The sequence below is a fragment of the Blautia sp. SC05B48 genome (assembly GCF_005848555.1).
GTDB lineage: Bacteria > Bacillota > Clostridia > Lachnospirales > Lachnospiraceae > Blautia_A.
In genome coordinates, this window is record NZ_CP040518.1 from 876052 (window position 1) to 899373 (window position 23322).

At 45.5% G+C, this 23322-nt stretch carries 26 protein-coding genes and 1 pseudogene; 5 read left to right on the forward strand and 22 right to left on the reverse strand.

Annotated features, from left to right (window positions below):
• Nucleotides 1-119 precede the first annotated feature (119 nt).
• Together EYS05_RS03960 and EYS05_RS03965 are read left to right on the forward strand one after the other, a co-directional pair.
• Entirely contained in the window at nucleotides 120-320 is a 201-nt protein-coding gene (locus tag EYS05_RS03960) for a hypothetical protein (protein WP_118368474.1), read from the forward strand.
• A gap of 26 nt (nucleotides 321-346) precedes the next feature.
• Nucleotides 347-1510 carry a hypothetical protein gene (locus EYS05_RS03965; protein WP_138276647.1) on the forward strand — a complete coding sequence of 388 codons (1164 nt, stop codon included), beginning with the start codon at nucleotides 347-349 and terminating at the stop codon, nucleotides 1508-1510.
• Here the strand turns inward: EYS05_RS03965 and EYS05_RS03970 are convergent.
• Both EYS05_RS03970 and EYS05_RS03975 read right to left on the reverse strand, forming a co-directional pair.
• On the reverse strand, nucleotides 1480-2370 hold the full coding sequence (locus EYS05_RS03970; protein ID WP_138276648.1) for an amidohydrolase family protein: 891 nt from the start codon (nucleotides 2368-2370) through the stop codon (nucleotides 1480-1482). The genes EYS05_RS03965 and EYS05_RS03970 overlap by 31 nt on opposite strands.
• Nucleotides 2371-2375: 5 nt before the next feature.
• The gene (locus tag EYS05_RS03975) at nucleotides 2376-3527 is read right to left on the reverse strand and encodes an alanyl-tRNA editing protein (RefSeq protein ID WP_243119211.1); all 1152 of its coding nucleotides are present in this window, start codon (nucleotides 3525-3527) and stop codon (nucleotides 2376-2378) included.
• 150 nt (nucleotides 3528-3677) lie between these two features.
• Here EYS05_RS03975 and EYS05_RS03980 point away from each other — a divergent pair, with 150 nt between their 5' ends.
• Genes EYS05_RS03980 through EYS05_RS03990 form a run of 3 tightly spaced genes read left to right on the forward strand, consistent with a single transcriptional unit; the run spans nucleotide 3678 to nucleotide 5397 of the window.
• The gene (locus tag EYS05_RS03980) at nucleotides 3678-4211 is read left to right on the forward strand and encodes an RNA polymerase sigma factor (RefSeq protein WP_118607847.1); all 534 of its coding nucleotides are present in this window, start codon (nucleotides 3678-3680) and stop codon (nucleotides 4209-4211) included.
• The gene (locus EYS05_RS03985) at nucleotides 4212-4706 is read left to right on the forward strand and encodes a hypothetical protein (RefSeq protein ID WP_138276650.1); all 495 of its coding nucleotides are present in this window, start codon (nucleotides 4212-4214) and stop codon (nucleotides 4704-4706) included.
• 4 nt (nucleotides 4707-4710) lie between these two features.
• Nucleotides 4711-5397 (forward strand): hypothetical protein, encoded by a 687-nt coding sequence (locus EYS05_RS03990; RefSeq protein ID WP_138276651.1) that lies wholly within the window; start codon nucleotides 4711-4713, stop codon nucleotides 5395-5397.
• A 62-nt stretch (nucleotides 5398-5459) separates the two neighbouring features.
• Here EYS05_RS03990 and atpC read toward each other — a convergent pair whose 3' ends face one another.
• From atpC to EYS05_RS04090, 20 genes and pseudogenes are all read right to left on the reverse strand, one after another.
• The gene (gene atpC, locus EYS05_RS03995; protein ID WP_118368480.1) at nucleotides 5460-5867 is read right to left on the reverse strand and encodes an ATP synthase F1 subunit epsilon; all 408 of its coding nucleotides are present in this window, start codon (nucleotides 5865-5867) and stop codon (nucleotides 5460-5462) included.
• 9 nt (nucleotides 5868-5876) lie between these two features.
• A complete protein-coding gene (atpD, locus tag EYS05_RS04000; protein WP_118062354.1) occupies nucleotides 5877-7274 on the reverse strand; it encodes a F0F1 ATP synthase subunit beta in 1398 nt (465 codons plus the stop codon).
• Between the two features lie 5 nt (nucleotides 7275-7279).
• Nucleotides 7280-8170 carry an ATP synthase F1 subunit gamma gene (gene atpG, locus EYS05_RS04005; RefSeq protein ID WP_118514060.1) on the reverse strand — a complete coding sequence of 297 codons (891 nt, stop codon included), beginning with the start codon at nucleotides 8168-8170 and terminating at the stop codon, nucleotides 7280-7282.
• 8 nt (nucleotides 8171-8178) lie between these two features.
• Complete coding sequence (gene atpA / locus EYS05_RS04010) at nucleotides 8179-9687, reverse strand: F0F1 ATP synthase subunit alpha (RefSeq protein ID WP_021652816.1); 1509 nt, start codon at nucleotides 9685-9687, stop codon at nucleotides 8179-8181.
• A gap of 7 nt (nucleotides 9688-9694) precedes the next feature.
• Entirely contained in the window at nucleotides 9695-10198 is a 504-nt protein-coding gene (gene atpH / locus EYS05_RS04015; RefSeq protein ID WP_118514062.1) for an ATP synthase F1 subunit delta, read from the reverse strand.
• Nucleotides 10179-10679: a F0F1 ATP synthase subunit B gene (atpF, locus tag EYS05_RS04020; RefSeq protein ID WP_022427145.1), complete on the reverse strand. Its 501-nt coding sequence runs from the start codon at nucleotides 10677-10679 to the stop codon at nucleotides 10179-10181. The genes atpH and atpF overlap by 20 nt, the downstream gene beginning before the upstream one ends.
• A 50-nt stretch (nucleotides 10680-10729) precedes the next feature.
• Nucleotides 10730-10948, reverse strand: coding sequence for an ATP synthase F0 subunit C (gene atpE / locus EYS05_RS04025; RefSeq protein WP_021652814.1), 219 nt, complete (start codon nucleotides 10946-10948; stop codon nucleotides 10730-10732).
• A gap of 62 nt (nucleotides 10949-11010) precedes the next feature.
• A complete protein-coding gene (locus EYS05_RS04030) occupies nucleotides 11011-11640 on the reverse strand; it encodes a F0F1 ATP synthase subunit A (protein WP_334295814.1) in 630 nt (209 codons plus the stop codon).
• A 233-nt stretch (nucleotides 11641-11873) separates the two neighbouring features.
• Entirely contained in the window at nucleotides 11874-12848 is a 975-nt protein-coding gene (locus EYS05_RS04035; RefSeq protein WP_118514064.1) for a biotin--[acetyl-CoA-carboxylase] ligase, read from the reverse strand.
• 276 nt (nucleotides 12849-13124) lie between these two features.
• Entirely contained in the window at nucleotides 13125-14111 is a 987-nt protein-coding gene (locus tag EYS05_RS04040; protein WP_138276652.1) for a helix-turn-helix transcriptional regulator, read from the reverse strand.
• A 19-nt stretch (nucleotides 14112-14130) separates the two neighbouring features.
• Nucleotides 14131-14385: a hypothetical protein gene (locus EYS05_RS04045; RefSeq protein WP_118607850.1), complete on the reverse strand. Its 255-nt coding sequence runs from the start codon at nucleotides 14383-14385 to the stop codon at nucleotides 14131-14133.
• 391 nt (nucleotides 14386-14776) lie between these two features.
• Nucleotides 14777-15469, reverse strand: coding sequence for an LrgB family protein (locus EYS05_RS04050; RefSeq protein ID WP_138276653.1), 693 nt, complete (start codon nucleotides 15467-15469; stop codon nucleotides 14777-14779).
• Nucleotides 15466-15828 (reverse strand): CidA/LrgA family protein, encoded by a 363-nt coding sequence (locus EYS05_RS04055; protein WP_118514074.1) that lies wholly within the window; start codon nucleotides 15826-15828, stop codon nucleotides 15466-15468. The genes EYS05_RS04050 and EYS05_RS04055 overlap by 4 nt, the downstream gene beginning before the upstream one ends.
• Nucleotides 15829-16059: 231 nt before the next feature.
• Nucleotides 16060-16527: a metallophosphoesterase family protein gene (locus EYS05_RS04060; protein WP_118626032.1), complete on the reverse strand. Its 468-nt coding sequence runs from the start codon at nucleotides 16525-16527 to the stop codon at nucleotides 16060-16062.
• Nucleotides 16528-16716: 189 nt separating this feature from the next.
• Nucleotides 16717-17904 (reverse strand): annotated as a pseudogene (locus EYS05_RS04065) (endonuclease Q family protein); the annotation flags it as partial.
• A 194-nt stretch (nucleotides 17905-18098) separates the two neighbouring features.
• Complete coding sequence (locus EYS05_RS04070) at nucleotides 18099-19439, reverse strand: MBL fold metallo-hydrolase (protein WP_243119213.1); 1341 nt, start codon at nucleotides 19437-19439, stop codon at nucleotides 18099-18101.
• Between the two features lie 84 nt (nucleotides 19440-19523).
• Complete coding sequence (locus EYS05_RS04075; protein WP_059086215.1) at nucleotides 19524-20018, reverse strand: GNAT family N-acetyltransferase; 495 nt, start codon at nucleotides 20016-20018, stop codon at nucleotides 19524-19526.
• A gap of 158 nt (nucleotides 20019-20176) precedes the next feature.
• Nucleotides 20177-20944, reverse strand: a complete 768-nt coding sequence (locus EYS05_RS04080; RefSeq protein ID WP_330575549.1) for an ABC transporter ATP-binding protein — start codon at nucleotides 20942-20944, stop codon at nucleotides 20177-20179.
• Nucleotides 20941-21744 carry an ABC transporter ATP-binding protein gene (locus EYS05_RS04085; RefSeq protein ID WP_138276655.1) on the reverse strand — a complete coding sequence of 268 codons (804 nt, stop codon included), beginning with the start codon at nucleotides 21742-21744 and terminating at the stop codon, nucleotides 20941-20943. The genes EYS05_RS04080 and EYS05_RS04085 overlap by 4 nt, the downstream gene beginning before the upstream one ends.
• Before the next feature lies 1 nt (nucleotide 21745).
• A complete protein-coding gene (locus EYS05_RS04090; protein WP_138276656.1) occupies nucleotides 21746-23302 on the reverse strand; it encodes an ABC transporter substrate-binding protein in 1557 nt (518 codons plus the stop codon).
• Between the last annotated feature and the right edge of the window lie 20 nt (nucleotides 23303-23322).

Genomic DNA, 23322 nt, shown 5'->3' on the forward strand with positions numbered 1-23322 from the left:
ATTTTCCGTAAATCCCTGTAGAAATCAAAAAATCTTTTTGCTATAATACCCTTAATATGTATAAAATCTTTCCTGCCTTCATATACTGATCCTTATCAATCGATAAGGAGACTGATCCGATGAACGATCCGCAGGAAAAAAACACCCAAAATCCCTATCATATTTATTACGATAATTATCTGGATACCAATGCCTGTACTGAATGCACGGGTCTGATCAACCATGGAATCGACAGCCGTGAGCAATGGGATTCTTTCCGCCAGATCTTTAACTTTATACCGGCGTTGAAAAACCATGATCTTACAGATAAACAGGACTGACCGTTATCCCGGGTCGGAGGACACAAATGAAAAAACTGTCTGCTGCATGTATGATTCTCGGCCTTTCCCTTTTTGCGGGAGGCTGCAGCAATGATCAGATCGATGATCATATTATTTCTCTTCAGGATAAAATTTCAGACGTTACTGCTTCAGATTCCACAGAACAGGAAGATCAGGAGCCTTCCACGGAAGAACGTGTTTATATGGATGAGCTTACCGGCACACTGCTGGATTTTGACGGTACACACCTGACGATTTCCAGCAATGGAGAAACCTATGTATTTGATGTTTCCCAGACAAGACTTGAATGCAAATACGGCGTTGTATCCAGTGATCAGGTCAGTGTGATCTACCAGGGACAGCTTTCCGGAACTGATATCAGCACCATTTCCCCCATCAAAATAACCGACAAATATCATAATGAAACTCCTCTGGAGGACCGCACTTTAAAGGGCAAAGTGAAATCACTCACCTCCAATGCCCTTGTGATAGTCACAGAAAAGGGAAATACTGTAACCTTCCCTGTCACCGGTGTCAGACAATACTACAAAAAAGGCTTCAAGGCCGGCAAGTGGGTCTATGTCCATTTTCGCGGTAAATTCATCAACGAAACCCTCGTGAGTGACAAGCAGTATGACGGCAGTTTCACAAAAGTGATCAGTGTCTCCGATACGGATCCACTGAAAGTACCTGCAGCAACTCCTACTCCTTCCCCCGAACCGAAGAAAAAAGAGCAGCATCTCCGTGCAAAGATCGTAAATGTCAGCACCGGCACAATGACTGTCATTCCGCAGACCACAGGCTCGGAACTGACTGTTTCACTTTCCTCCGTTCCTGTATATTTCAAAGGAGGAATGGCTCCTGGATCTTATGTAAACATTATCTATACCGGTAAATTTAATGGTGAATCCACCAGCGGCATGAAGATCCGTGGAATCACCGGGGAAGATCCGGACATACTTTCAGTACGCAACATTACTTCTACTGTAACCGGCACGATCCTGGGCACAACCGCCAATACCGTGCTGCTCCAGACATACGACGGCGTAAAGATCCTCTGCAGCCGTGAAAACGTTCCGGACCTTTCCTCAAGCGGAATGGAAGAAGGTGCCGATCTCCGGGTTACTTTCAACCCTGCGAAATCACGCACCTCCAATATTTATACCTGTATTAAATTTGAAGACCCGTGACGGAAGATGGTACGGATCCTTTTTTCTCCATCTTCCATCCAGCTTCGTACTGCCTGCGTATCACCCAGTATATCAAAAAAAGCTCTGCTTTCATCCTGTACACCCTGGCCGTGAAGAACCTGATATGCACCGGCATCGCTTCCTACTGCCACATGAACCTTATTTTCAAAAGCTTTCTTCAGATTCTGCTCGCCTGTCTTTATAATAGATGCAAGGATCGTATCTTCAAATCTGCCGCAGCCTTTAAGATTCCGCACAGTTACAAGTGTCGGAACCCACACGCTTTCACTGTCTGCCAGTATGGAAATCGTCTCATCATCCATATAGTTCCCATGCTCAATACTGTCAACACCAGCCTCCACTGCTGCCTGTACGCCATAGCATCCATTTGTATGGCTCATCACGGCAAAGCCCTCTTCATGAGCAATATGTACCATTTCTTTCACATCCGTTGCTGAAAGCGGCGTTCCCGTAATTTTCCCGTGATCTGCAAAATCCAGAAGCCCTGTAGTCATGATCTTGATAAAATCCGCACCTTCAGCGGCAGCTTCCAGAACTCTTCTGTGATATTCCTTCATGTCTGAGAAGCTTTTTCCAACGATCTTCCCATAATGGCCCTCTTTATAAATGGCAAAAACCGGTGTGCGATAGTCAATTTCATATTCCGGAGCCAGTCTGGCAGCCCGTTTTGACACACCGTAATGATCTCCTCCGTCTCTCACAAAACGGATTCCTCTTTTCCGGTATTCCTCAAGATGAGCACGGATCAGAGCATCCCGGGGTCCGTTTTTCTGTGTCTCAACGGCTTTCCGGTAATCATAGCCATTGAGAAATATATGTGCATGACATTCTCCAAACATTTTCATCACTGCTCAAAAAAGTTTCGGATCTCTTTCTCAGATGCCTGCACCGATCCCTGTACAAAAAACGGCTTCCCACCTCCGCGTCCATTTAATTTCTCATTCATTTCCTTTGTAAATCGGCGAAGATCTCCGTCTTTTTCACCCATTGCATACTTATAACTTCCATCTGCATTTCTGGAAAAAACCGCACAGCAGCCCTGGCAGGTCTGCGTCACCGCATCTGCAAGCTTCCGCACACTGTCTGCATCCATTCCATCCATAAAGATGAGAACGCTTCCGCTTCCTGCATAACGCTCTGCCTCTTTCCGGCACATGTCATCTACCAGCTGACCAACCTGTCCTTTCAAGCGGAAATTCTCTTCCTGAAGGCGTTCCACTGCCTGCGCAGTCTTATCCATTTTTGCAGAAAGCTTTACAGAAATCTGATGGTTCTGCTCGTTGATCATATTCAGATAATCCAGAACACGTTTTCCGCAGATCATCTCAATACGGACACCTTCACGGAATTTTTCCACGGAAAGAAGTTTCACCATTCCGATCTCTCCGGTATGTGTCACATGTGTGCCACAGCAGGCACAGATATCCACACCTGGAAATTCTACGATCCGCACCTGACCAGTGAGCTCTTTTTTGCTTCGGTAGTCGATTTTTTCCAGTTCCTCCGCTGTAGGATATATGATCTTTATCTGCGTATCTTCCCATATCTTTTGGTTTGTTTTCCGCTCGATCTCGGCAAGCTGCACCTCATCCAACGGGCCATTCAGATCTATGGTAATGGTATCGCTCCCCATATGAAAGCCTACATTATCATATCCGTAAGCCTCATGGATCAGTCCGCTCACCATGTGCTCACCGGAATGCTGCTGCATCAGATCAAACCTTCTTGCCCAGTCGATGCGTCCCTGTACTTCTGTTCCGGCTTCCATCGGCTGATCTGTATAATGAAGAAGTTCTCCCTCCTTTTCATGCACTTCCTTTACTTTCACATCGTTAAGATATCCGGTATCGCTTGGCTGTCCGCCGCCCTCCGGGTAAAAAGCACTCTCATCCAGAATGATATGAAAGCCTTTTTTTGCTTCTCTGCACTCCAGGACTTTGGCTGTAAATTCTTTTTTATATACATCTTCATAATATAAGCGTTTCGTCTCTGTCATTTGTCTCATCCTTTCTGCATCTCTGCTCTGACGACTTATAGTATAGACCAAATTTTCTCTCCCCGCTATATAAAAACGGCATTTATCCAATGATTTACATATTTTTCTATAAAAGCTGAAGGCTTTCCTTCAGGTTCCGCGTTATAATAAATGAAGCGGGAAGAGAAGGGAGCTGATTGCATTACACGGGAAGAATATCTGGAATATCTGATACATACATACCAAAACTTAATATTTTCCATTTGTCTGAAATCGGTGGGCAATCCCTTTGACGCCGAGGATCTGACACAGGATGTTTTTCTTTCCGCCTACAAAAATCTCTCCCGTTTTGATGGCACCTACGAAAAAGCCTGGCTCAGCAAGATCGCAGTCAGAAAATGTCTGGATCATCTGAAAGCAGCTGGCAGACGTACCATTCCCACAGAGGACACCTATTTTGAACAGCTCCATGATAAAGAGTTTTCCCCGGAGGAGGCATTTCTGGACAAAGATTTCAAGGATCGGATCCGACATTTATGTTCAGCGCTGAAGAGTCCCTACAGGGAGGTTGCCATTGAGCATTTCTGCGAAGAAAAAACCGCCGCAGAAATTGCAAAGGCGCAGAATAAAAATATCAAAACAGTCCAGACGCAGATCTACCGGTCCAGATCTATGCTGAAGGCACTGCTGGAAAGGAGTGATTAGATGCACATACCACAGGATGAATTCCAGAAATTTCAGGACGGAACCATGAATACGGATGAAATGATCCGTTTTCTGGAGCATATGGATCAATGTGATTTCTGTCTGGATGAACTTCTTCAGAATGAGGATGCCGCTTCTGAGTATGCTCCATCCTATCTGCAGGATGAAATTCTGAAAAAAGCAGCTTCTCCGGAAGTTCAGGCTTCCAGAAAAATACATGAAACTGCTTATTGGATGAAGCTTCTCTGTGCAGGCTTACGGACTGCCGTAGGCATGGGTGTTGCTCTGATCATGCTTTTTTCTGTATCTCAGACAGATTTTACGGCTCTTCATCCTTCACCGGAAACAAAAGTTAAGATTTCTTCATCCCTTGACATTGGTTCCGGCCTGAACCAGCTTTCCAGAGAGGTAGGTTCCCAGCTCAGTGAACATTCTCAGAAGATCAGTAATAATCTGAATGATCTTACGAATAAAATTATAAACGGAGGCAAGTAAATTTATGAAAAAACAAAAACATGGTTTCTGGGTATTTATCTTTTCCCTGATCCCCGGTGCCGGGGAAATGTACATGGGATTTAAAAAACAGGGACTCAGCATTATGCTGCTGTTCTGGGGATCGATCGCACTGGCATCCATAACCGGTCTTGGATGGCTGGCCATGTTTCTCCCGGTGATATGGTTCTATAGTTTTTTTAATGTCCATAATCTGAAATCCCTGTCAGAAGAAGAATTCTACTCTGTAGAGGATAATTACATTCTTCACATGGATCAGTTTTCCGGTGATATGGGAAAATTCTTACAAAAGCATCAGAGTGCAGCTGCATGGGTTCTGATCCTGTTTGGTATCTGCATCCTGTGGAGTCGTTTCACAAGTCTTTTGTACTTCATTGTACCGACTAATATGGCCGACTATGTATACAATATCTGCAACAGCCTTCCGCAGATCATCATTGCTGCAGGTATCATTGCTGCAGGTATTTATCTTCTTACTCAGCAGAAAAAGAAGCTGAAACAGGAAACCGAAACAAAAGAAGAGCATTACTGGGAACCCTATCGTCCATATCAGCAGCTGACAGAAAAGCCTGTTCATACTTCTGATAACTCCGACAAAGATACAGCATCTGAAGCTTCTTCCATTGCTGATCCGGAAAATACCGATTCTGATTCTGCTTCATCCACAAAATAACACAGAGAAAAAAAGATCCACTGTCAGATTCCTGACAATGGATCTTTTTATATGATTTAAATTTACTGCTTATGTGTTACCTTAAGACGTGTCATTGCTCTCGCAAGAGCCAGCTGACTCCTGTGGTATTCCATAATACTCTGTTTCTGGCGAAGCTGCTCCTCTGCACGATCCTTCGCTTCCTGCGCACGACGGATATCGATTTCCTCGGGGCTTTCTACACTGAGACAGAACAGCTTGGCACGGTTATTGATCATCTCAACAAATCCGCTGCTCACAGCAAAAACATGTGTATTTCCATCTGCATCCTCAAAACGCATCTCACCTGGAATAATGGTTGCTACCACATTCGCATGATGAGCAAGAAATCCCTGCTCACCATCCACTGCCGGGATAATAAGCTTCTGAGCACGTCCTGCATAAGCCAGTTTATTGCTGGCATATATTTCCAGGCCAAATGTCTCACTCATAGCCGCTCCTTACTGCCGGTTCTCCTCGGCTTTTGCTTTTGCAATTACATCATCAATGGTTCCAACATTAAAGAATGCGTTCTCCGGATACTCATCCATTTCACCGTCAATGATTGCCTTGAAGCCACGGATCGTCTCTTTCAGCGGTACATATTTACCTTTGATACCGGTGAAGTTCTCAGCTACATGGAACGGCTGTGAAAGGAACTTCTGGATCTTTCTTGCACGAAATACTGTCTGCTTATCTTCCTCTGAGAGCTCCTCCATACCAAGAATAGCAATGATGTCCTGGAGCTCTTTATATTTCTGAAGAATCTCCTGTACTCTACGTGCAACCTCGTAATGTTCCTCACCAACAATATCTGCCTCCAGGATACGGGAAGTAGACTCAAGCGGATCTACAGCCGGATAAATACCCTGCTCAACGATCTTACGGGAAAGAACCGTTGTCGCATCCAGATGAGCAAATGTTGTTGCCGGAGCCGGGTCAGTCAGGTCATCGGCCGGTACATATACAGCCTGTACGGATGTAACGGATCCTTCCTTGGTAGATGCGATCCTCTCCTGAAGCTCACCCATCTCAGTTGCCAGTGTAGGCTGGTATCCTACTGCGGACGGCATACGTCCAAGCAGAGCGGAAACCTCAGATCCTGCCTGTACAAAACGGAAGATATTATCAATAAAAAGAAGTACGTCTCTGTGCTCCTGATCACGGAAATACTCTGCCATAGTAAGTCCGGTCTCCGCAACACGCATACGTGCTCCGGGCGGCTCGTTCATCTGTCCGAACACTAAGGCTGTCTTCTCAAGAACACCTGATTCCTTCATTTCTGTCCAAAGGTCATTACCCTCACGGGAACGCTCACCGACACCGGTGAAAATAGAATATCCACCATGCTCGGTAGCGATATTCTGGATCAGCTCCTGGATAAGGACTGTCTTACCAACACCGGCACCACCGAACAGACCGATCTTACCACCTTTTGCATATGGAGCAAGAAGGTCGATAACCTTGATACCTGTTTCCAGGATCTCAACTGCCGGTTTCTGCTCTTCAAATGAAGGTGGATCACGATGGATGACCCAATGCTCTTCACCGTCCAGGGAATCACCGCCATCTACGGTATCTCCAAGAACGTTGAACAGACGACCAAGTGTTTTATCTCCAACCGGAACCTTGATACCGCTTCCGGTAGCTGTTACTTCTCTGTCTCGCTGCAGGCCCTCGCTGGCTCCCAGCATGATGCAGCGCACGATATTATTTCCAAGGTGCTGGGACACCTCCATAACGCATCTCTTACCGTTGTTCTCAACTTCAAGGGCATCCTTGATATCCGGAAGCTGTCCGTCTTCAAAAACAACGTCTACAACAGGTCCCATAACCTGTACGATCTTACCTTTATTCATAGTCATCACTTCCTTTTTTGTGCTTTAGCACCGCTGATAACCTCTGTGATCTCCTGCGTGATCGCAGCCTGACGTGCACGATTATACTGAATGGAAAGATCCTTCAGCATCGCCTTCGCACTATCTGTAGAGGACTGCATTGCTGTCATTCTCGCACTGTTCTCACTGGCATATGCCTCTACAAGACATCCATAGATCACACCTGTAAGGTAGTTGGGGATCATAGTATCCAGAAGTACATCTGCAGACGGAGATAACACGATCTCCTCCTGATAAATATCTGCCGGAATCTGACCCACTTTAAAATCAGCCTTTTTCAGCGGTAAAAGCTGCATATTCACATTTTCCATTGCCATCGCATTCAGCATCTGTGTATAGACAATGTGAATTTCATCCAACTCTCTTTCCAAAAACGCACGTACGATCTCATCTGTGATAAGGCGTGCTCTGTGCATAGTCGGCTTCTGCACGGTATAATGAAAACTGCCGTCCATATCCACATCTCTCTTGCCGAAATACTGACGCCCTACCATACCAAGGACATACAGCTTGTGATGTCCCGGTACCTCTTCCATGAAATCTTCTGTCATTTTCTGTACATTATGATTGTATGCACCAGCCATACCTTTATCACCTGTAATGACAATGGTACCTACCTTTCTTTCATCCTTCGGAACAAGATGACGCTCACTGAAGAAAGGATGCTGGATATCCGGCATATGACGGAGGATCCTGGCAATGGCGGCCTGCATATTATAGAAATATGGTTCCGTATCCTGCAGGATCTTCTTGGCCTTTTGCATCTTGGAAGAAGAAATCATGTACATCGCATTGGTGATCTTCATGGTGTCCTGAATGCTTTTCATACGAGTCTGTATTTCTTTTGCATTTGCCATATCAACACCTACCTGCTCTTATCTCTGAATTCTTCTGCCGCCTTTACGATTTTCTCTACAAGCTCATCAGAGAGCTGCTTTGTAGTCTCGATCTCTTTGCCGATCTCAGGATATACATTATCAAAGTACTCCAGAAGATCCTTCTGATATTTCTTGATCTCTTTCTTTTCTACATCTACCATCAGCTTGTGAGTCGCAACGCAGAGAGTAATTACCTGCTGATGAAGACTTAACGGGCTGCAGAGCGGCTGTTTCAGAAGCTCCATCAGACAGCTTCCGTATTTCAGCTGTGCAGTTGTAGCCTCATCCAGATCTGAACTGAACTGGGTGAACACTTCCATCTCTCTGTACTGTGCCAGGTCGATACGTACACTACCGGAAGCTTTCTTCATAGCCTTGGTCTGTGCAGCACCACCAACACGGGATACGGAAAGACCAACATTGACTGCCGGACGCATGCCTGAGAAGAACAGATCACTTTCCAGGAATATCTGACCATCTGTGATGGAAATTACGTTTGTAGGAATGTATGCAGATACATCACCGGCCTGTGTCTCGATGATCGGAAGTGCCGTAATGGATCCGCCGCCTGCCTCTTCACTCAGACGGCTGGAACGCTCCAGAAGTCTGGAATGAAGATAGAATACGTCACCAGGATATGCCTCACGTCCCGGAGAACGCTCAAGCAGAAGTGACAATGCACGATATGCCACCGCATGCTTGGAAAGATCATCATATACGATCAATACGTCTTTGCCCTGATACATGAAATACTCTGCAAGAGCAGTACCAGCGTAAGGAGCAATATACTGAAGCGGTGCACAGTCACTGGCTGTTGCGGAGAATACAGTTGTATACTCCATTGCACCGTATTTTTCAAGATTGGAAACTACCTTTGCAACGGTAGAAGCTTTCTGTCCGATGGCAACATAGATACAGATCACATCCTTACCTTTCTGGTTGATGATCGTATCTGTTGCGATGGATGTTTTACCTGTCTGTCTGTCGCCGATGATCAGCTCTCGCTGTCCACGGCCGATCGGAAACATGGAATCAATGGAAAGGATTCCTGTTTCCAGAGGTACAGTTACAGACTTACGATCGATGATTCCAGGAGCCGGGTTCTCGATCGGGCGGTATTCCTCTGCCTGGATCTCTCCCTTTCCATCAATAGGCTCACCAAGTGCGTTTACGATTCTTCCGATAAATTTATCACCTACCGGAATACCTGCCTGTTTGCCAGTTCTGGCAACCTTGGTGCCTTCCTTGATTCCTGTATCCTTTCCGAAAAGAATACATCCCATGCTGTTGGCACGGACATCCTGTACCATACCTTTCAGACCATTCTCGAAGGTCACAACCTCACCGTACATGGCATGATCGATACCATAAACAGTTGCGATGCCATCTCCCACGGAGATGACAGTGCCTACTTCCTGGTCCTTGCTGATTTCGTCATAGTTCTTTATTTCTTCCTTGAGAATCGAAATGATTTCATCTGGATTTATTGCACCCAATTCAATTTCACCTCCGGGTTAATTTCTGTTTCAGTTTCTTATAACGTCCGATGAGGCTCCAGTCGTACTCACGATCTCCTGCCCTGAGAACAAATCCACCTACAAGGCTTTTATCCTCTGTAAGGGTAAGTTCCACTTCTCTGGCAGAAAACTGGCTACGGAGAAACTCCTTCATCTTATCTTCCTGCGCTTCGGTAGGACGTGTTACATAAAGAAGCTCTGCCTTGAGAATTCCTTTCTGTTCCCGGCTGTAAGCATCATAAGCTTCAAGGATCTCTCCGATTCTGTCAATCTTCTGATACTTACACGTTACTTTAAGAAAACTCTTCATTTCCTGCGGAAAAACCCGCTCTATTACCTGTTCTTTTTCTTTGAGGGAAACAAGTGGATTTTCAAGCATTTTACCTATCTCAGGTGTATTCTTAAAAATCTTTCCTGTTTCGCAGATTGCCTCCCCCGGGACAGAAAGACCGTATAATGCTTTTGCATAATTAATGGACGTCTCTGTCATGAGGATCACCTGCTCCTTCTAAAAACTGGTCATATAGGGACATATCCTGTGCTTCGTCGTTCTTTTTTCCCATGATTCTGGATGCTGCATCCATTGCCAGCTCAGCCACTTTGCCTTCCATCGCTTTCATAGCAGCTTCCTGCTCAGTGCTGATGTCTCTTCTTGCTTTCTCAAGAATCTGGCCAGCCTGATCATTAGCTCTCTTCACGATGCTGTCTGCCTGTACTTTTGCCTCGTCCTTAGCCTGCTCTACAATACTGAAGGATTCCTCCTTCGCAGATTTCAGTGCATCCTCATACTGTCCTTTCAGCTGGTTTGCTTCAGTGGTTGTCTTCTCTGCTGAAGCAAACTGCTCATCGATCATGGCTTTTCTTTTCTCCATAACACCAATGATCGGGCCGAAAAGGAACTTCTTCATTAAAAGATAAAGAACGATCAGGTTTATAATAGTAAAGACAAGGTTGATATCAATTTTAATCACCTGGTCCACCTGCCTCTCTTAATCCTGAATTAGTATCTCGTCTTTACCTATTAGCCAAGCATGATGATGATCAGAAGACCGATTACGAAACCGTAAATAGCTGTTGCCTCTGCAAGAGCACATCCAAGAAGAAGTGCTTTACTGATCTTGCTCTCTGCCTCCGGCTGTCTTGCGATAGCTTCTACTGCTTTAGATGTTGCAAGACCGATACCAATACCTGCTCCAATACCTGTAAGAACTGCGATAGCTGCACCAATTGCGATTAACATAGTTTTTTCCTCCTGTAAAATACAATTTTTTCATTTTTAGATCAAGCGGAGCTTCCGCTTCACTACTCAATTGCTTCCTTGATGAACAAGGATGTTAAAAATACAAATACATACGCCTGTATGAATCCATCGAAGAAATCAAAATACAAGCTGAATGGTATGGGAAGAATGGCCGGACAAACAAACTCCAGCAACTTCATAACTACGAAGCTTCCCAGAACGTTACCGAACAACCGCATGCAGAGAGATGTAGGTCTGATTGCTATTTCCAGAATGTTGATCGGAAGCATGATCGGAACCGGCTCCGCAAAGCTTTTCAGGAAACCCTTCAGTCCCCTCTTATGAAAGCCTGCATACTCGATCAGAATAATGCTCATCAGCGCCAGCGCAATGGTAACATTCATGTCCTTCGTTGGTGGTGTAAAACCAAATACGCCTGCGATATTGGCTATTCCGATGTAGATTACGGTTGACATCAAATAAGGCACATACTGTTTGCCTTCTTCTCCAAGGATACCCATGAAGAAATCCTGAAGAAAACTTACCCCGGTTTCCAGAAGCAGCTGCTTCTTACCCGGATTTTCCACACTGAGATTCCGAACTAAGATCAGAGACAGAATCACAAGAACCGCCATGATGACCCATGTGACTACCACACATTCTGCAATTGGTATTCCACCAAACACCGGAATGGTAAAGGCTGTCTTACTGTTTAGCTCTTCTGCCAGTGTACTTGATAAATCTCCCGTTTTTCTCCCTCCTTTTCTCTTGGCGCTGATCGCATCTTTTTATAATTGGTATGACCACGCCTTGTAGTTGACTTTATTTTACTCCGCATTTCCAGAATGTCAATATTATTTTTGCCTGTTTTGTACAAAAAAGAATCTGTTTTTTATACAAAATACACAATTTATTTTGATTGACCTTAATCCGACTTTCTGCGTACAGATACCTCTCCATAAGAAAGCAGGGTTTCTGAACCATCCTGTTCTCTTACAAGAAGCCTTCCATCTGGTGCTATAGATTCTGCATAAGCTTCCCTTGTACACTGTCCGTCTGTGATCACGATCATGTTTCCAGGAATGATATTATTTTCTGTATATTCTCTGGAAAGTCCCGGAGTCTCCACTTCCATAAGAAGCTGATTGACGATCTCCGCCACAAGAATACTGCAGTTTATATGCTCTGCGTCCTTCCTGTTTTCAAATAATGCTCCAGCCGTTTCCTGTATATCTTCAGGAAACCCATCTTCCGGCATATACAGATTCAAACCAATTCCTACAACTGCAAACTCAATGTTCCCACTTTCAAAGTCTGTAACAGCCTCTGTCAGTATCCCACACACTTTCTTATTATGAAGATACAGATCATTGACCCATTTGATCCCAAGGTCGATCCCGCAGATTTTCTTCACTGCACGGCACACTGCAGTTGCCGCCGCTGTAGTGATCAGGAGTCCTTCCTTCAGAGTCCGGTCCGGTCTTAGAACGATACTCATATAAAGTCCTGCATTTTCAGGAGAATAAAAACTTCGGCCTCTTCGGCCTCTTCCGCTTTTCTGTCTGCGCGCCAGTATCAGTGCACCATGACCTGCTTCTCCTGAAAATGCAGCCTCCTTGGCTGCCCGGTTTGTAGAATCCAGTTCTCTGTATATTTTTACAGGGACATCCGGATGATCGAGGTAAAGCCGTATTCCTTCTTCCGATAAACGGCTGCCTCCTCGAAGCACATAGCCTTTGTTTGGTCCAGCTTCTATGGTATATCCCTCTTCACGAAGGGATTTCACAGCTTTCCAGATGGCTGCCCTTGTGCAGTTTAGTTCTGCTGCTGCCGCCTCTCCGGATATCAGTTCATTCTCGTGCTGCTCCAGAAGCTTCAGCATTCTTGCTTTTACAGTCATATCTTCACCGTCCGTAATCTGCCTGAAATGGCAAAATTTATTCCCTCCTAAGAGTCGAAAGCATTATAGCACTTAAACATCGCAATGTCTATTATCTTTTTCACATATGCTATCTATATTATTTTTATATTTCAGTTACAGTTATTATATAATTTTTCTCATTTTTGTCTGTTTTCATTTATTTTTTTATATATTATTTCTGTTGAAAATCTGCAGACTCAGGAGTGAATTTTCCTGAATCTTTATTATATACAGATTTTCTTTATCATATATTTATCATTTGTAATTAGAAAGACTTTTCTCAAGAAATTCCCGGTACTTATCGCGAACCTCATCCGGTGACGCGATCACCGCATCCGGGCCAAGACTGGCTATCCAGCCAAAGAACTGGTCACTGATATTTACACGAACCAGTGTTTTGAAATGTTCAGGATCCTTCCTGTGTATCATAATATCTCTGCCAAACCGATCCAGCACCACCCCGACTAAGCGGTTATGTGCTTCCAGACATATGGTTTTCTCTTTTCCGCCAAACATCCCGAAGGTCCTGGATGTCAGCTCTCCTATATCATAATTCTCAAAAAATCCTCTGCCGCATCGCACTTCCTTCTCTATACGGATCTGCTGGAGTTTATCTACCTGATACTGCTTAACCCTTCCACACTTCTCGTCATAAGTGATCAGATAATACTCCTCATTCTGCCATACAAGTCCCCAAGGACTGACCGAATATCGTTCCCCCTCATTCTCCGGACACAGCTTCTTCTCCACAGTCCATTCACAATACTGAAAAGAAATCTGCCTGTCTTCAGTTAATGCACGCTGGATCATATCAATACTGTAATACACATTCTCGTTTATAGTCCGGATACTGTTCTCTGCAAATCCCTGTCGCCGCAGCTGTCTGGACTCATAAACACTGGCAAGGCTCTCCAGCTTCCTGATCAGCTGTCGGGATTTCCCATTGGTGATACATCTGGAGGACTGTACTGCATCCACCAGAAGTCTCAGCTCCGGAAGCTCAAATTCCCGGCTGGCAAGATAAAAACCGGCCGGGTGCTCCCGCCGGTTCAGGATATCCATTCCAAAATTCCGCAGGGTTTCAATATCATCATAGACAGTCTTACGCTCTGCACTGATTCCCAGACTATTCAGATAGGAGATCAGCTCCTTCACAGACATCGGATGCTCTTCGTCCGTCTGTTCCAGAAAAATGCGCATCAGATATAAAATTTTAATCTTCTGGTTAAAGACCCTTGGCATCCTCTCTCCCTCCGTTCTTCTACTTGTCTGTCAGTGATGCCACCACTGCAAAATATAATACCATGAATGACAATACAACGGCAACGATATCTGCTCCACGGAAATCAAAATTAAACAGCATTGCCCCGCCAAGCATAATCTCCATTGTAAGAAGTGCGCCCAGTACCATTGCCATTCCTGAAGAAAGCTTCTGTCTGCCGCAATGTCCGTTCTCAGCATCCACATATCTTCCTTCTGCCAATACTGCCTTCCTGCTGCTCTCTGTATTCCACATAAGATCCATCCTCCCTGTCCTATGTTCGTCTCACGTTTTATCGAACATATTTTCCAAACATATTTTCTGTATGTTTGCATTATAGCTCATTTTTAGTCCAATAAAACGGTATAAATATGGTTTTTCCGAACATTTGTTTATTTTATACAAAAATATGTTCGTCTTTAAGATCCGCAAAAAAGAATGCTGCATCCGGCACTTCTGTTGCATCCGAAGTAAAATCATCTCCGGTTTCCTTTTCTGTGGTTATTGTTCACTCCGTTCTCAGTAACTACTTTTCGTGAACTGCCCAGGATATTCTGACCAAAGAAAAAAGCCTGCCATATATGACAGACCTTTCACACATTTTTATTCTTCTATGGATTTAACTTTAACACCGATAAATGAATATTTACATCATTCCCGCAAACACCGATGCGCCGACAACCGTAAGCAATCCGGCAACTGCAATGGCAAGGCTGCTCATGGCTCCTTCTACCGGGCCAAGCTCCATGGCTTTGGCTGTTCCGATAGCATGGGCAGATGTTCCAAGTCCAAGACCCTTTGCGATCGGCTCCTCGATCTTTGCGATCTTGTAGACAACCTCTGCGAGCATATTTCCCAGAACTCCTGTGATGATGATCACGGCAACGGTGATGGTCACGATACCGCCAAGCTCCTCGGAAACACCCATTCCGATGGCGGTTGTGATAGACTTCGGAAGCATAGTGACATATTCCTGATGATCAAAGCCAAACAATTTCGCCATAAGCAGAATGCTGCAAAGCCCGGCCAGCGTTCCGGAAAAGATCCCGGCAGCCACTGCCTTGAGATTTTTTTTCAGCAGATGGATCTGCTCATAAAGGGGCACTGCCAGACAGACTGTTGCCGGGGTCAGCAGATAGCTGATATATTTTCCACCTTCATTGTAATCATCATAATCAATATGGAAGAGCAAAAGAACACCGATAACACAGATGATGGAGATCAAAAGCGGATTAAAGATCGCCATTTTAAACTTTTTTTTCAGGATCAGACCGATCTCATAGGCGATCAGACTTATCATTGCTCCGAAAAATGCGGAGTTTTTTATGAATTCCATCATTTTTCAGTTCCTCTCTTTCCCATACGAATCACTCCCTGTGTTACTTTTCCTGTTACGACCATTACGATCACCGTGCTGATAAACGTCATGATGAGAACCGGTACACAGATCGGTTTCAGAGTGCTCCAGGCTGTGATCAGTCCCACACCTGCCGGTACAAACATCACCGGCATGATCTCAACCAGAAAATCTGCCGCACCTTTGACCTGATCCAGCTTCAGAATACCTGTGAGCAAAGCCACCAGCATAATGATCAGTCCATAGACACTGGCCGGTACCGGAAGTGGAAGAAAGGTTTTCAGTAATTCTCCAATGACGGAAATCAACAGGATGATGCTAAACTGCTGCACATGCTTCATGTTGCATCCCTCCTGATTCATGTAAAGCGCATATTCACACTCTGCGCTCAAACGAATTTTGCAAAAGTGGTAAGACCACTTTTGTTTTAAACGTTTTCTAATTATACGCTACAAATCCAAAATTACAAGGATTGTATCCAATAAAATACAAAAAATCCTTTTATGCATCAGCGTATTCCAGTAATCCCCAGAAACATATCCGCGCAAAAGGATCTTTAAACAAAATTTTTATCATTTTCCGGAATTCTCCGCCAAAATAATTTTTTCCACCTGATATTTTCCATCCTCTACAGTCATCACCGCCATGGTAACCTCCCCGCCAAAGCGGCTTCTTCCACAGCTTCCCGGATTCAGCCACAGTCTGTCATCGATCATCTTCTCGAAATATTTGTGAGTATGCCCGAAGATGACCACCTGGGTGTCCCCCAGCTCCCATGCAATGTCTTTTTTGTTATGGACCATAAAAAATTTCACGCCGCCAATGGTAAAGCTTAGACTGGTGCGGAGATTTTCCGCCCAGTCTTTATCATTATTTCCACGGACCACATAGAGATTCCCCATGGAACGCAGTACATCCAGGATCTCGTCTTTATTGACATCTCCGGCATGGAGGATATACTTACAGTCTTTTAAGATTTCCAGTACCTCAGGCCGCAGAAGGCCGTGAGTGTCTGATATGATGCCTATTTTTTCTTTCATGATCTCTATCCTGCTCCAATCCTTTATCATTATCGCCTTTTACCTTTTGCAGCTCACGCTATGACCGGCAATACTCTTCACAATACATAAATATTTAACAGCTACTTCTTTTCACACCATTTCAGAAATTTTCTTAATTGGATCAAGCCGATATTCGCAACCTCGCCGGGAACTTACCTGATTCGGTTAAAACAATTCTATTTTTCCATATTCTCCGTCAAATCCCGGTTTCCGCACAACTTCACCTGCACGAAGCTGCCGGATGCCTTCCGCCAGAACTTCTCCACCGGCTTTTCGGATATCTTCCGGCGGAATCTCTCTCAATATGGTAAATTCCGCACCCAGTTTTTCAAGCAACGCCTCGTACTGTCCCTGAACTTTTTTGCTTGCCGTGGAAAATCCCACACATGCGGAGATCACCTCCGGCAGCGGCATCAGGCTTTCATATGGGCGGCCGCTTTCCGGCATGGCCGCTGAACTCTCGTCACGATCAGATAACTGCAGGATCCTGTGATCCACACCCATGGTCAGCTTCTTTCCGCAGACCGGGCAGATACCGTTATACATCTCTGATTCTTTCGGACTCAGGCACACGCCGCACTTCCGGTGCCCGTCGAAATGATATTTTCCCTCTTCCGGAAAAAATTCAATCGTCCCTTCAAGACCTTTTCCGTTCTGCACTGCATCCCACAATCCCTGATAGGAAAGCTCTATATCCAGAAGATCCGCCTCCCTTCCAAGCTTGGACGGTGAATGTGCATCCGAATGAGACACCAGCTGATAGCCATCCAGTGCCGATATCTGCCAGTTCATTGACGGATCTGAAGAAAGTCCTGTCTCCAGTGCATGGATGTAAGGTGTCAGTTCTTCAAAACAATCTTCTATGGTGTCAAATCCGGACTTTGCCCCAAACAGGGAAAAATGTGGGGTCCAGATATGCGCGGGGATATAGATACCCTCCTCACTGACCTCCAGCATCATTTCCAGAAGATCATGACAGGGCAGCCCCAAAATAGGACGTCCGTCTGAATGGATATTTCCAATCTTTTCCAGCCTTGCGGCAAAAGCATCTGCCTTATCGAATCCCGGAAGCAGGATCAGGCTGTGCACCTTCCTGGTTTTTCCGCCTTTTTTATAGATGGAACTGATCTCACCGGACAATACAAACCTGGGTGCTTTTCCAGGATAGCGTGCCGCCTCCGGCAAAACATATTCATCTTTCAGCCGGAACAGTCCCTGTTCCGCAGGGATCAGCTTCGTCTTCAACTCCTGCCGCCAGATGGGATGTGTCATATCTCCGGTTCCAAGGAGTGTGATACCTTTTTTCCGCGCCCAGAGATCCAGCATCTCAGGCGTGCCATCTTTGCTGGTTGCCATGGAATATCTGGAATGTATGTGCAAGTCTGCGATCTGTTTCAAAATTTTTCCTCCTGTATCATCTTTTCCTCTGTCCACATGTACATCCTGTCTACTTTTTTTAACAAAAACGCAGACAAAGAAATTACCGTCTTCTTTGTCTGCCTGAATGACCGGATCGTATATACCCCACCAGAAATCCATCTGTAACACTATCAGATATCTTTATAATACGCCGGTGAGATCACGTCATACTCCCTGCAGGAGCATCCGTTCTCATAGCTGTCACAGCAGTCACAGTTGGAACAATACATATGCGCGTCATTAATATAAAATAAACCGCCGTACTGCATGGAAGTGCGCTGATTCTTAGATTTCTTTTTGCTGTTGTCGTAGTAGGCTCCGTTGGGGATCATCATATTCTCCGGGGAGAATCTGCTGAAATCAAAGAAATGGGATTCCGTACCATGATGTGGTACCTTGATACACCAGTAATGCTCATGAAGCGGAATCCTGCCATCATAGTTTTCTGCGATCATCCTCATGTACTGTGGCTGTACATCTCCGGTAAACAGAAGGTTCAGCTCTCCGTCTCCGGTATTCTGAAATGCCAGACTGATCTTGTGGCGGAACTGACGCAGAAAATGCCCCTGTTTTTCCGCACTTTCCAGAAGTGCCTGAAATTCTTCGGTTGCCTGTAATTCACGGAATTTCTTTTCCAGCTTTTCCGGTTTGAGGCGACGTGCTCTCTCTTTTTCGGCCTCTTCCGGAGTCTCTGCTGTATCCTCAGCTACTGCGCCTGTATCTTCCATTATAAGCTCCAGCTTCTCCTGCGTATATCCTTCGTTTTCCCCACCAGGCTCTGTCTGTCCTGTCAAAGAGCGCTCGGATTCCTCTGTATCCTCTTCCACCAAAGATGCCTCAGACAGTGGAGCAGATTTCGGCTCTGCTTCCGGTGTCTCCTCTGTCATGGACAGAAACAGCTGACGTACCTCCTCCGCAATGTTCACAAGCTCGGTCATTGCGTTTTCATGATTCTCGATCAGGGAATTAAATACGTCCTCCGTTTCCCGGCTGACTTCCCTGAGATCCGGCCAGAGCGCTGTATATTTCCCCTCAAACTCTGAGCCTCTGGATAAAAGGTCGATCTTTACCCTTCTGGCGCAAAGAGCTTCTGCAAGGGCAAAAAGGCTGACACGTCTTCCGGGAAGGCTGGCCTTTTTTGTCACATCCGCAAGGAGCAGAAGCGCCAGTGTATATTTCATTTCCGGACCGGAAAATACATCCGGAAGATAGATCTTTTCAAATTCGTAGGCATCTCTTCGGTAACGCATCATATAAAGCAATCCGGAAACATGGTCCGGATGAAAATGTGTCAGAAGCAGATTTTTTTTGCGGATAGTGGTAAGGTCTGAGATGATTACATCAAAGACCTCTCTCCGTGGACGCCCTTCGATCTTGCTGTTGGCTGCCCCGAAATCCACAAGCAGGCTGCTTTTTCTGTCACGGATACAGAAACAGTCTCCGAATCCCACATTGTACATTCGTATTCTCATTTATTTTTCCTCTGGTTTCTTATTCAGCTGACCTTTGTTTCTGCAGCTGACTCTTCTTTTTTCTTCTGTTACTGTCTTCATTTCTCAGAACCAGATCTGCATATCATACCAGATTGCTCCGCCATGACAGGAATCTGCCACACCCAGCTTCTTCAGTCCGTGGCTCTCATAGAATGGGATCATATGCTCCTTGCAGGTAAGGATCAGAGCTTTTTTTCCGCGCTCTTTCGCAAGCTCCTTGAAATATTCCACAAGCTCTCCGGCAATTCCCTGATGACGGTATTCCGGGATCACATTCAGTCCGAATACCGTCTGGATCTCCCCGTCCTTTCTGTGAAGCGTGATATCATGATAAAATTCATCCGGGAGTACTGGTTTATCTGTGGTTCCTCCGTTGATAAAGCCTACGATCTGCTCATCCTTTACTGCTACAACGAAATTCTCCGGGAATGCTCCCATACGCTTCACAACTTCCTCATGACTTGCTGCCTCCGCAGGTGGAAAACAGATTGCCTCGATCTCTGCCAGACGATCCGCCTCACCGGGATCTGCCAGTCTGATCTGTAAATTTTCTGCCATTTTTCGTGGTCTCCTCTATATTTATTCCGTTTTCATCCGGTTTCGATTCTTTTTTAATTATATCGGGTGAGGGAAAATGCGTCAACGTATAACCTGCAAAAAAGCCCTCAGTATTCGCACTACTGAGAGCTTCGTTCTTTTGTTTTTATCTGTCATTATCACAGCACCGACCGGATCAGCTGCTCCGTATACTCTGTCTTCGGATGCTCAATGATCTCTTCCGGTGTCCCTTCCTCTTCCACATGTCCGTCATGCATCACGATCACCCGGTCGCAGAACAGCTGGACAAGGGCCAGGTCATGGCAGATAAAAAGAAAGGACAGCTGGTTTTCTTTTTTTAACTTCTGAAGCAGCTCCATGATCTGTTTCTGCACAGTCACATCCAGGGCGCTGGTTGCTTCATCACAGATCAGCACTCTGGGTTCCACAGCCAGGGCTCTGGCAATAGCCGCTCTCTGGCACTCCCCTCCGCTGACCTGATGGGGATACCGGTCTGCATATTCCGGAGTCAGTCCGCAGGTAAGCAGAAGCTTTTCCACACGGTTCCTGGTTTCCTTCTTACTTATCCCCATATTCCGGAGACTTTCCCCGATTCCGTCCCCAAGAGTGCATCTGGGGTCAAAGGATTCTGCCGGTGTCTGAAAAATCATCTGCATTTCCCGGTAGATTTCCCGGAGATTTTTTCCCTTTGCATGTGTGATATCCCTTTCCATGAGAAAAATTTCTCCGGCGGTGGGTTCTGTCAGATGTGTGATCATCTTCGCCACAGTGCTTTTTCCTGAGCCGGATTCCCCTACGATTCCTAATACTTCCCCCGTTTTCAGAGAAAAGCTTACGTCTTCTACAGCCGTGAAGGATTTTTTACCGGTGGTGAAGCTTTTTTTCAAATGATGCACTTCCAGAATGTTTTTATTTTCTGTCATCATCTGCCTCCATTTCCGGTACCTGTACGTTTCAAACGAGGTACCGAACTCATAAGCTCTTTTGTATAGGGATCCTCCGGATCTGTCAGAACCTGAGCTGTTTTTCCGTATTCCCTCACCTTTCCGTTTTTCAGTACCAGAACCTTATCTGCCATTTTTTCCACCACACCGATGTTGTGTGTGACAACGATCATGGCTGTTCCGTATTCCTTACGCATCAGCAGCATTTCCTCAACCACCTGTTTCTGTATGGTTACATCCAGAGCACTGGTAGGCTCATCTGCCAGAAGAAGCGACGGATTCTGCAGCATGGAAATACAGATTCCCACACGCTGATTCATACCGCCGGACAATTCAAATGGGTAGCTTTGCAAAACACGTTCCCCATCCTTGAGGCCGATCTTAGCCATCATCCGGACGGTGCGCTCTGCACACTCTTTACGGCTGATCCTTTCATGCTCCCGCATACTCTCATAGATCTGAGCGCCTACGGTGCGGATGGGACAAAGGGCTGCTCCTGAATCCTGAAAAACCATGGCGATCTCAGGGCCCAGAAGTCTGCGTAATTCTTTTTCCGGCATATCCACTATATTTTTTCCCTTGTACCAGATATCTCCTTCTGTCACCATGCCTTCATTTCCCAGAAGTCCCATGATTGCCTTGATGATGGTACTTTTTCCGCTTCCGGATTCGCCTACCACCCCCAGGATCTCCCCTTTATTCAGTTTCAGATCCACATCATGTACAACCGGTTCTCCGTTGTAGCAGATCGTCACATGCTCAAGCTTCAACAATGATTCCATCTTATTTCACTTCCAGATCTGCCGTGATCTCGTAATAATCACATGGGTGAGCAGTCAGCCCTGATACATTTGACTTTGACACAAGTCCCATATTCAGATGAGAAACAAAGAAATACGCATCATCATCCAGAATGGTCTGCTGTGCTTCCACAGCAAGCTTGCCTCTCTCATCTGTATCAAAAGTCTCATGCAGCTTCGCTACGATATCATCAAGATCCGAATTGCTGTATTTGCCATAATTTTTGGCAGCATCAGATACAACTGTACTTGTGAAGAAATATTCCGGATCACCGGTAGGTGCAGTTGTAAGCGAGCTTACATATACATCAAATTCTCCATTCTTTGCATACGTCGCATGGTCTGCTGTATTGTTGACATCGACCTCAATTCCGATGTCCTTTAAAGTGGACTGTGCATATTCTGCAAGCTTAGGCTGTTCCAGACGGGTCGGATAGGTCAGCCATGTGATGGACAGCTTCTTTCCGTCCTTATCTGCATAGCCATCTCCATCCGTATCTGTCCATCCGGATTCTTCCAGAAGCTTTTTCGCCTCTTCCGGATCATAGGACGGTGCCTTTACTGCATCGTTTCCATAGGAAAAGCTGCTTGGGAAGGCTCCCACTGCCGGAACACCTCGTCCTTCCATGATCACACTGCAGAAGCCGTCCTTATCGATTCCCATCTCAATGGCTTTTCTCACATTCTGATCCTGCATCAGTTCAGACTTCATATTAAACTGTCCGAAGAAACAGCGGCTTGTTGCTACAGAGCTGATCTGATAGTCCGGATTTCCGTCAAAAAGTGCATAGTTATCATACTGAAGTCCATAGGTTCCCTGTATATCGCCTGTCTGCAATGCTGCTGTCAGGGCACTTCCATCTGAGAAGGATTTTACGATAACGTTGTCTACCTTTACATCTCCGCCCCAGTAATCCTCGTTTTTTACCAGCTTGATCTCTGTTGGGGATACCTCTGTTGCAACATAGGGGCCTGTTCCTGCCACATTTGCAGAACCGCCCTCTCCCTGTACGCCATAATCCATATCAATGATGGCACCATACGGATCACCGAGATAATTGATCAGTGCCGGACATGGTTCGGAAGTATGGATCGTTACTGTCATTCCATCTGCTTCGATCTTATCGATCTTCATATCGTAAGGTGCACGGTCATGGTTTGCGATCAGATCCTCCAGGCACTCCTTTACCGCTTCTCCGTCCATGGTTCTTCCGCTGGAAAATTTCACACCGTCACGAAGAGTGATCTTTACTGTATTGTCGTCTGTAAATTCATAGTCTGTAGCAAGCCATGGCTCTATCTCCATATTGTCATTGTACTTAAACAATGTTTCTCCTACGCCATAACGCAGACAGCTCCATCCGGAATAATTGTCGTGAGGGTTTAATCCTGCATCTCCCATTTCTTCACTGTATCCGGTAGTTCCGTAAACAAAGGTAGTTCCTTCACTCTTTTCTTTGCTTTTTGCTGCTGCCGGAACTCCTGTCATGCTCATGACCATTGCCGCTGCAAGCACTGCTGCCAGAATCTTTTTCTTCATAATCTCCGCTCTCACTTTCT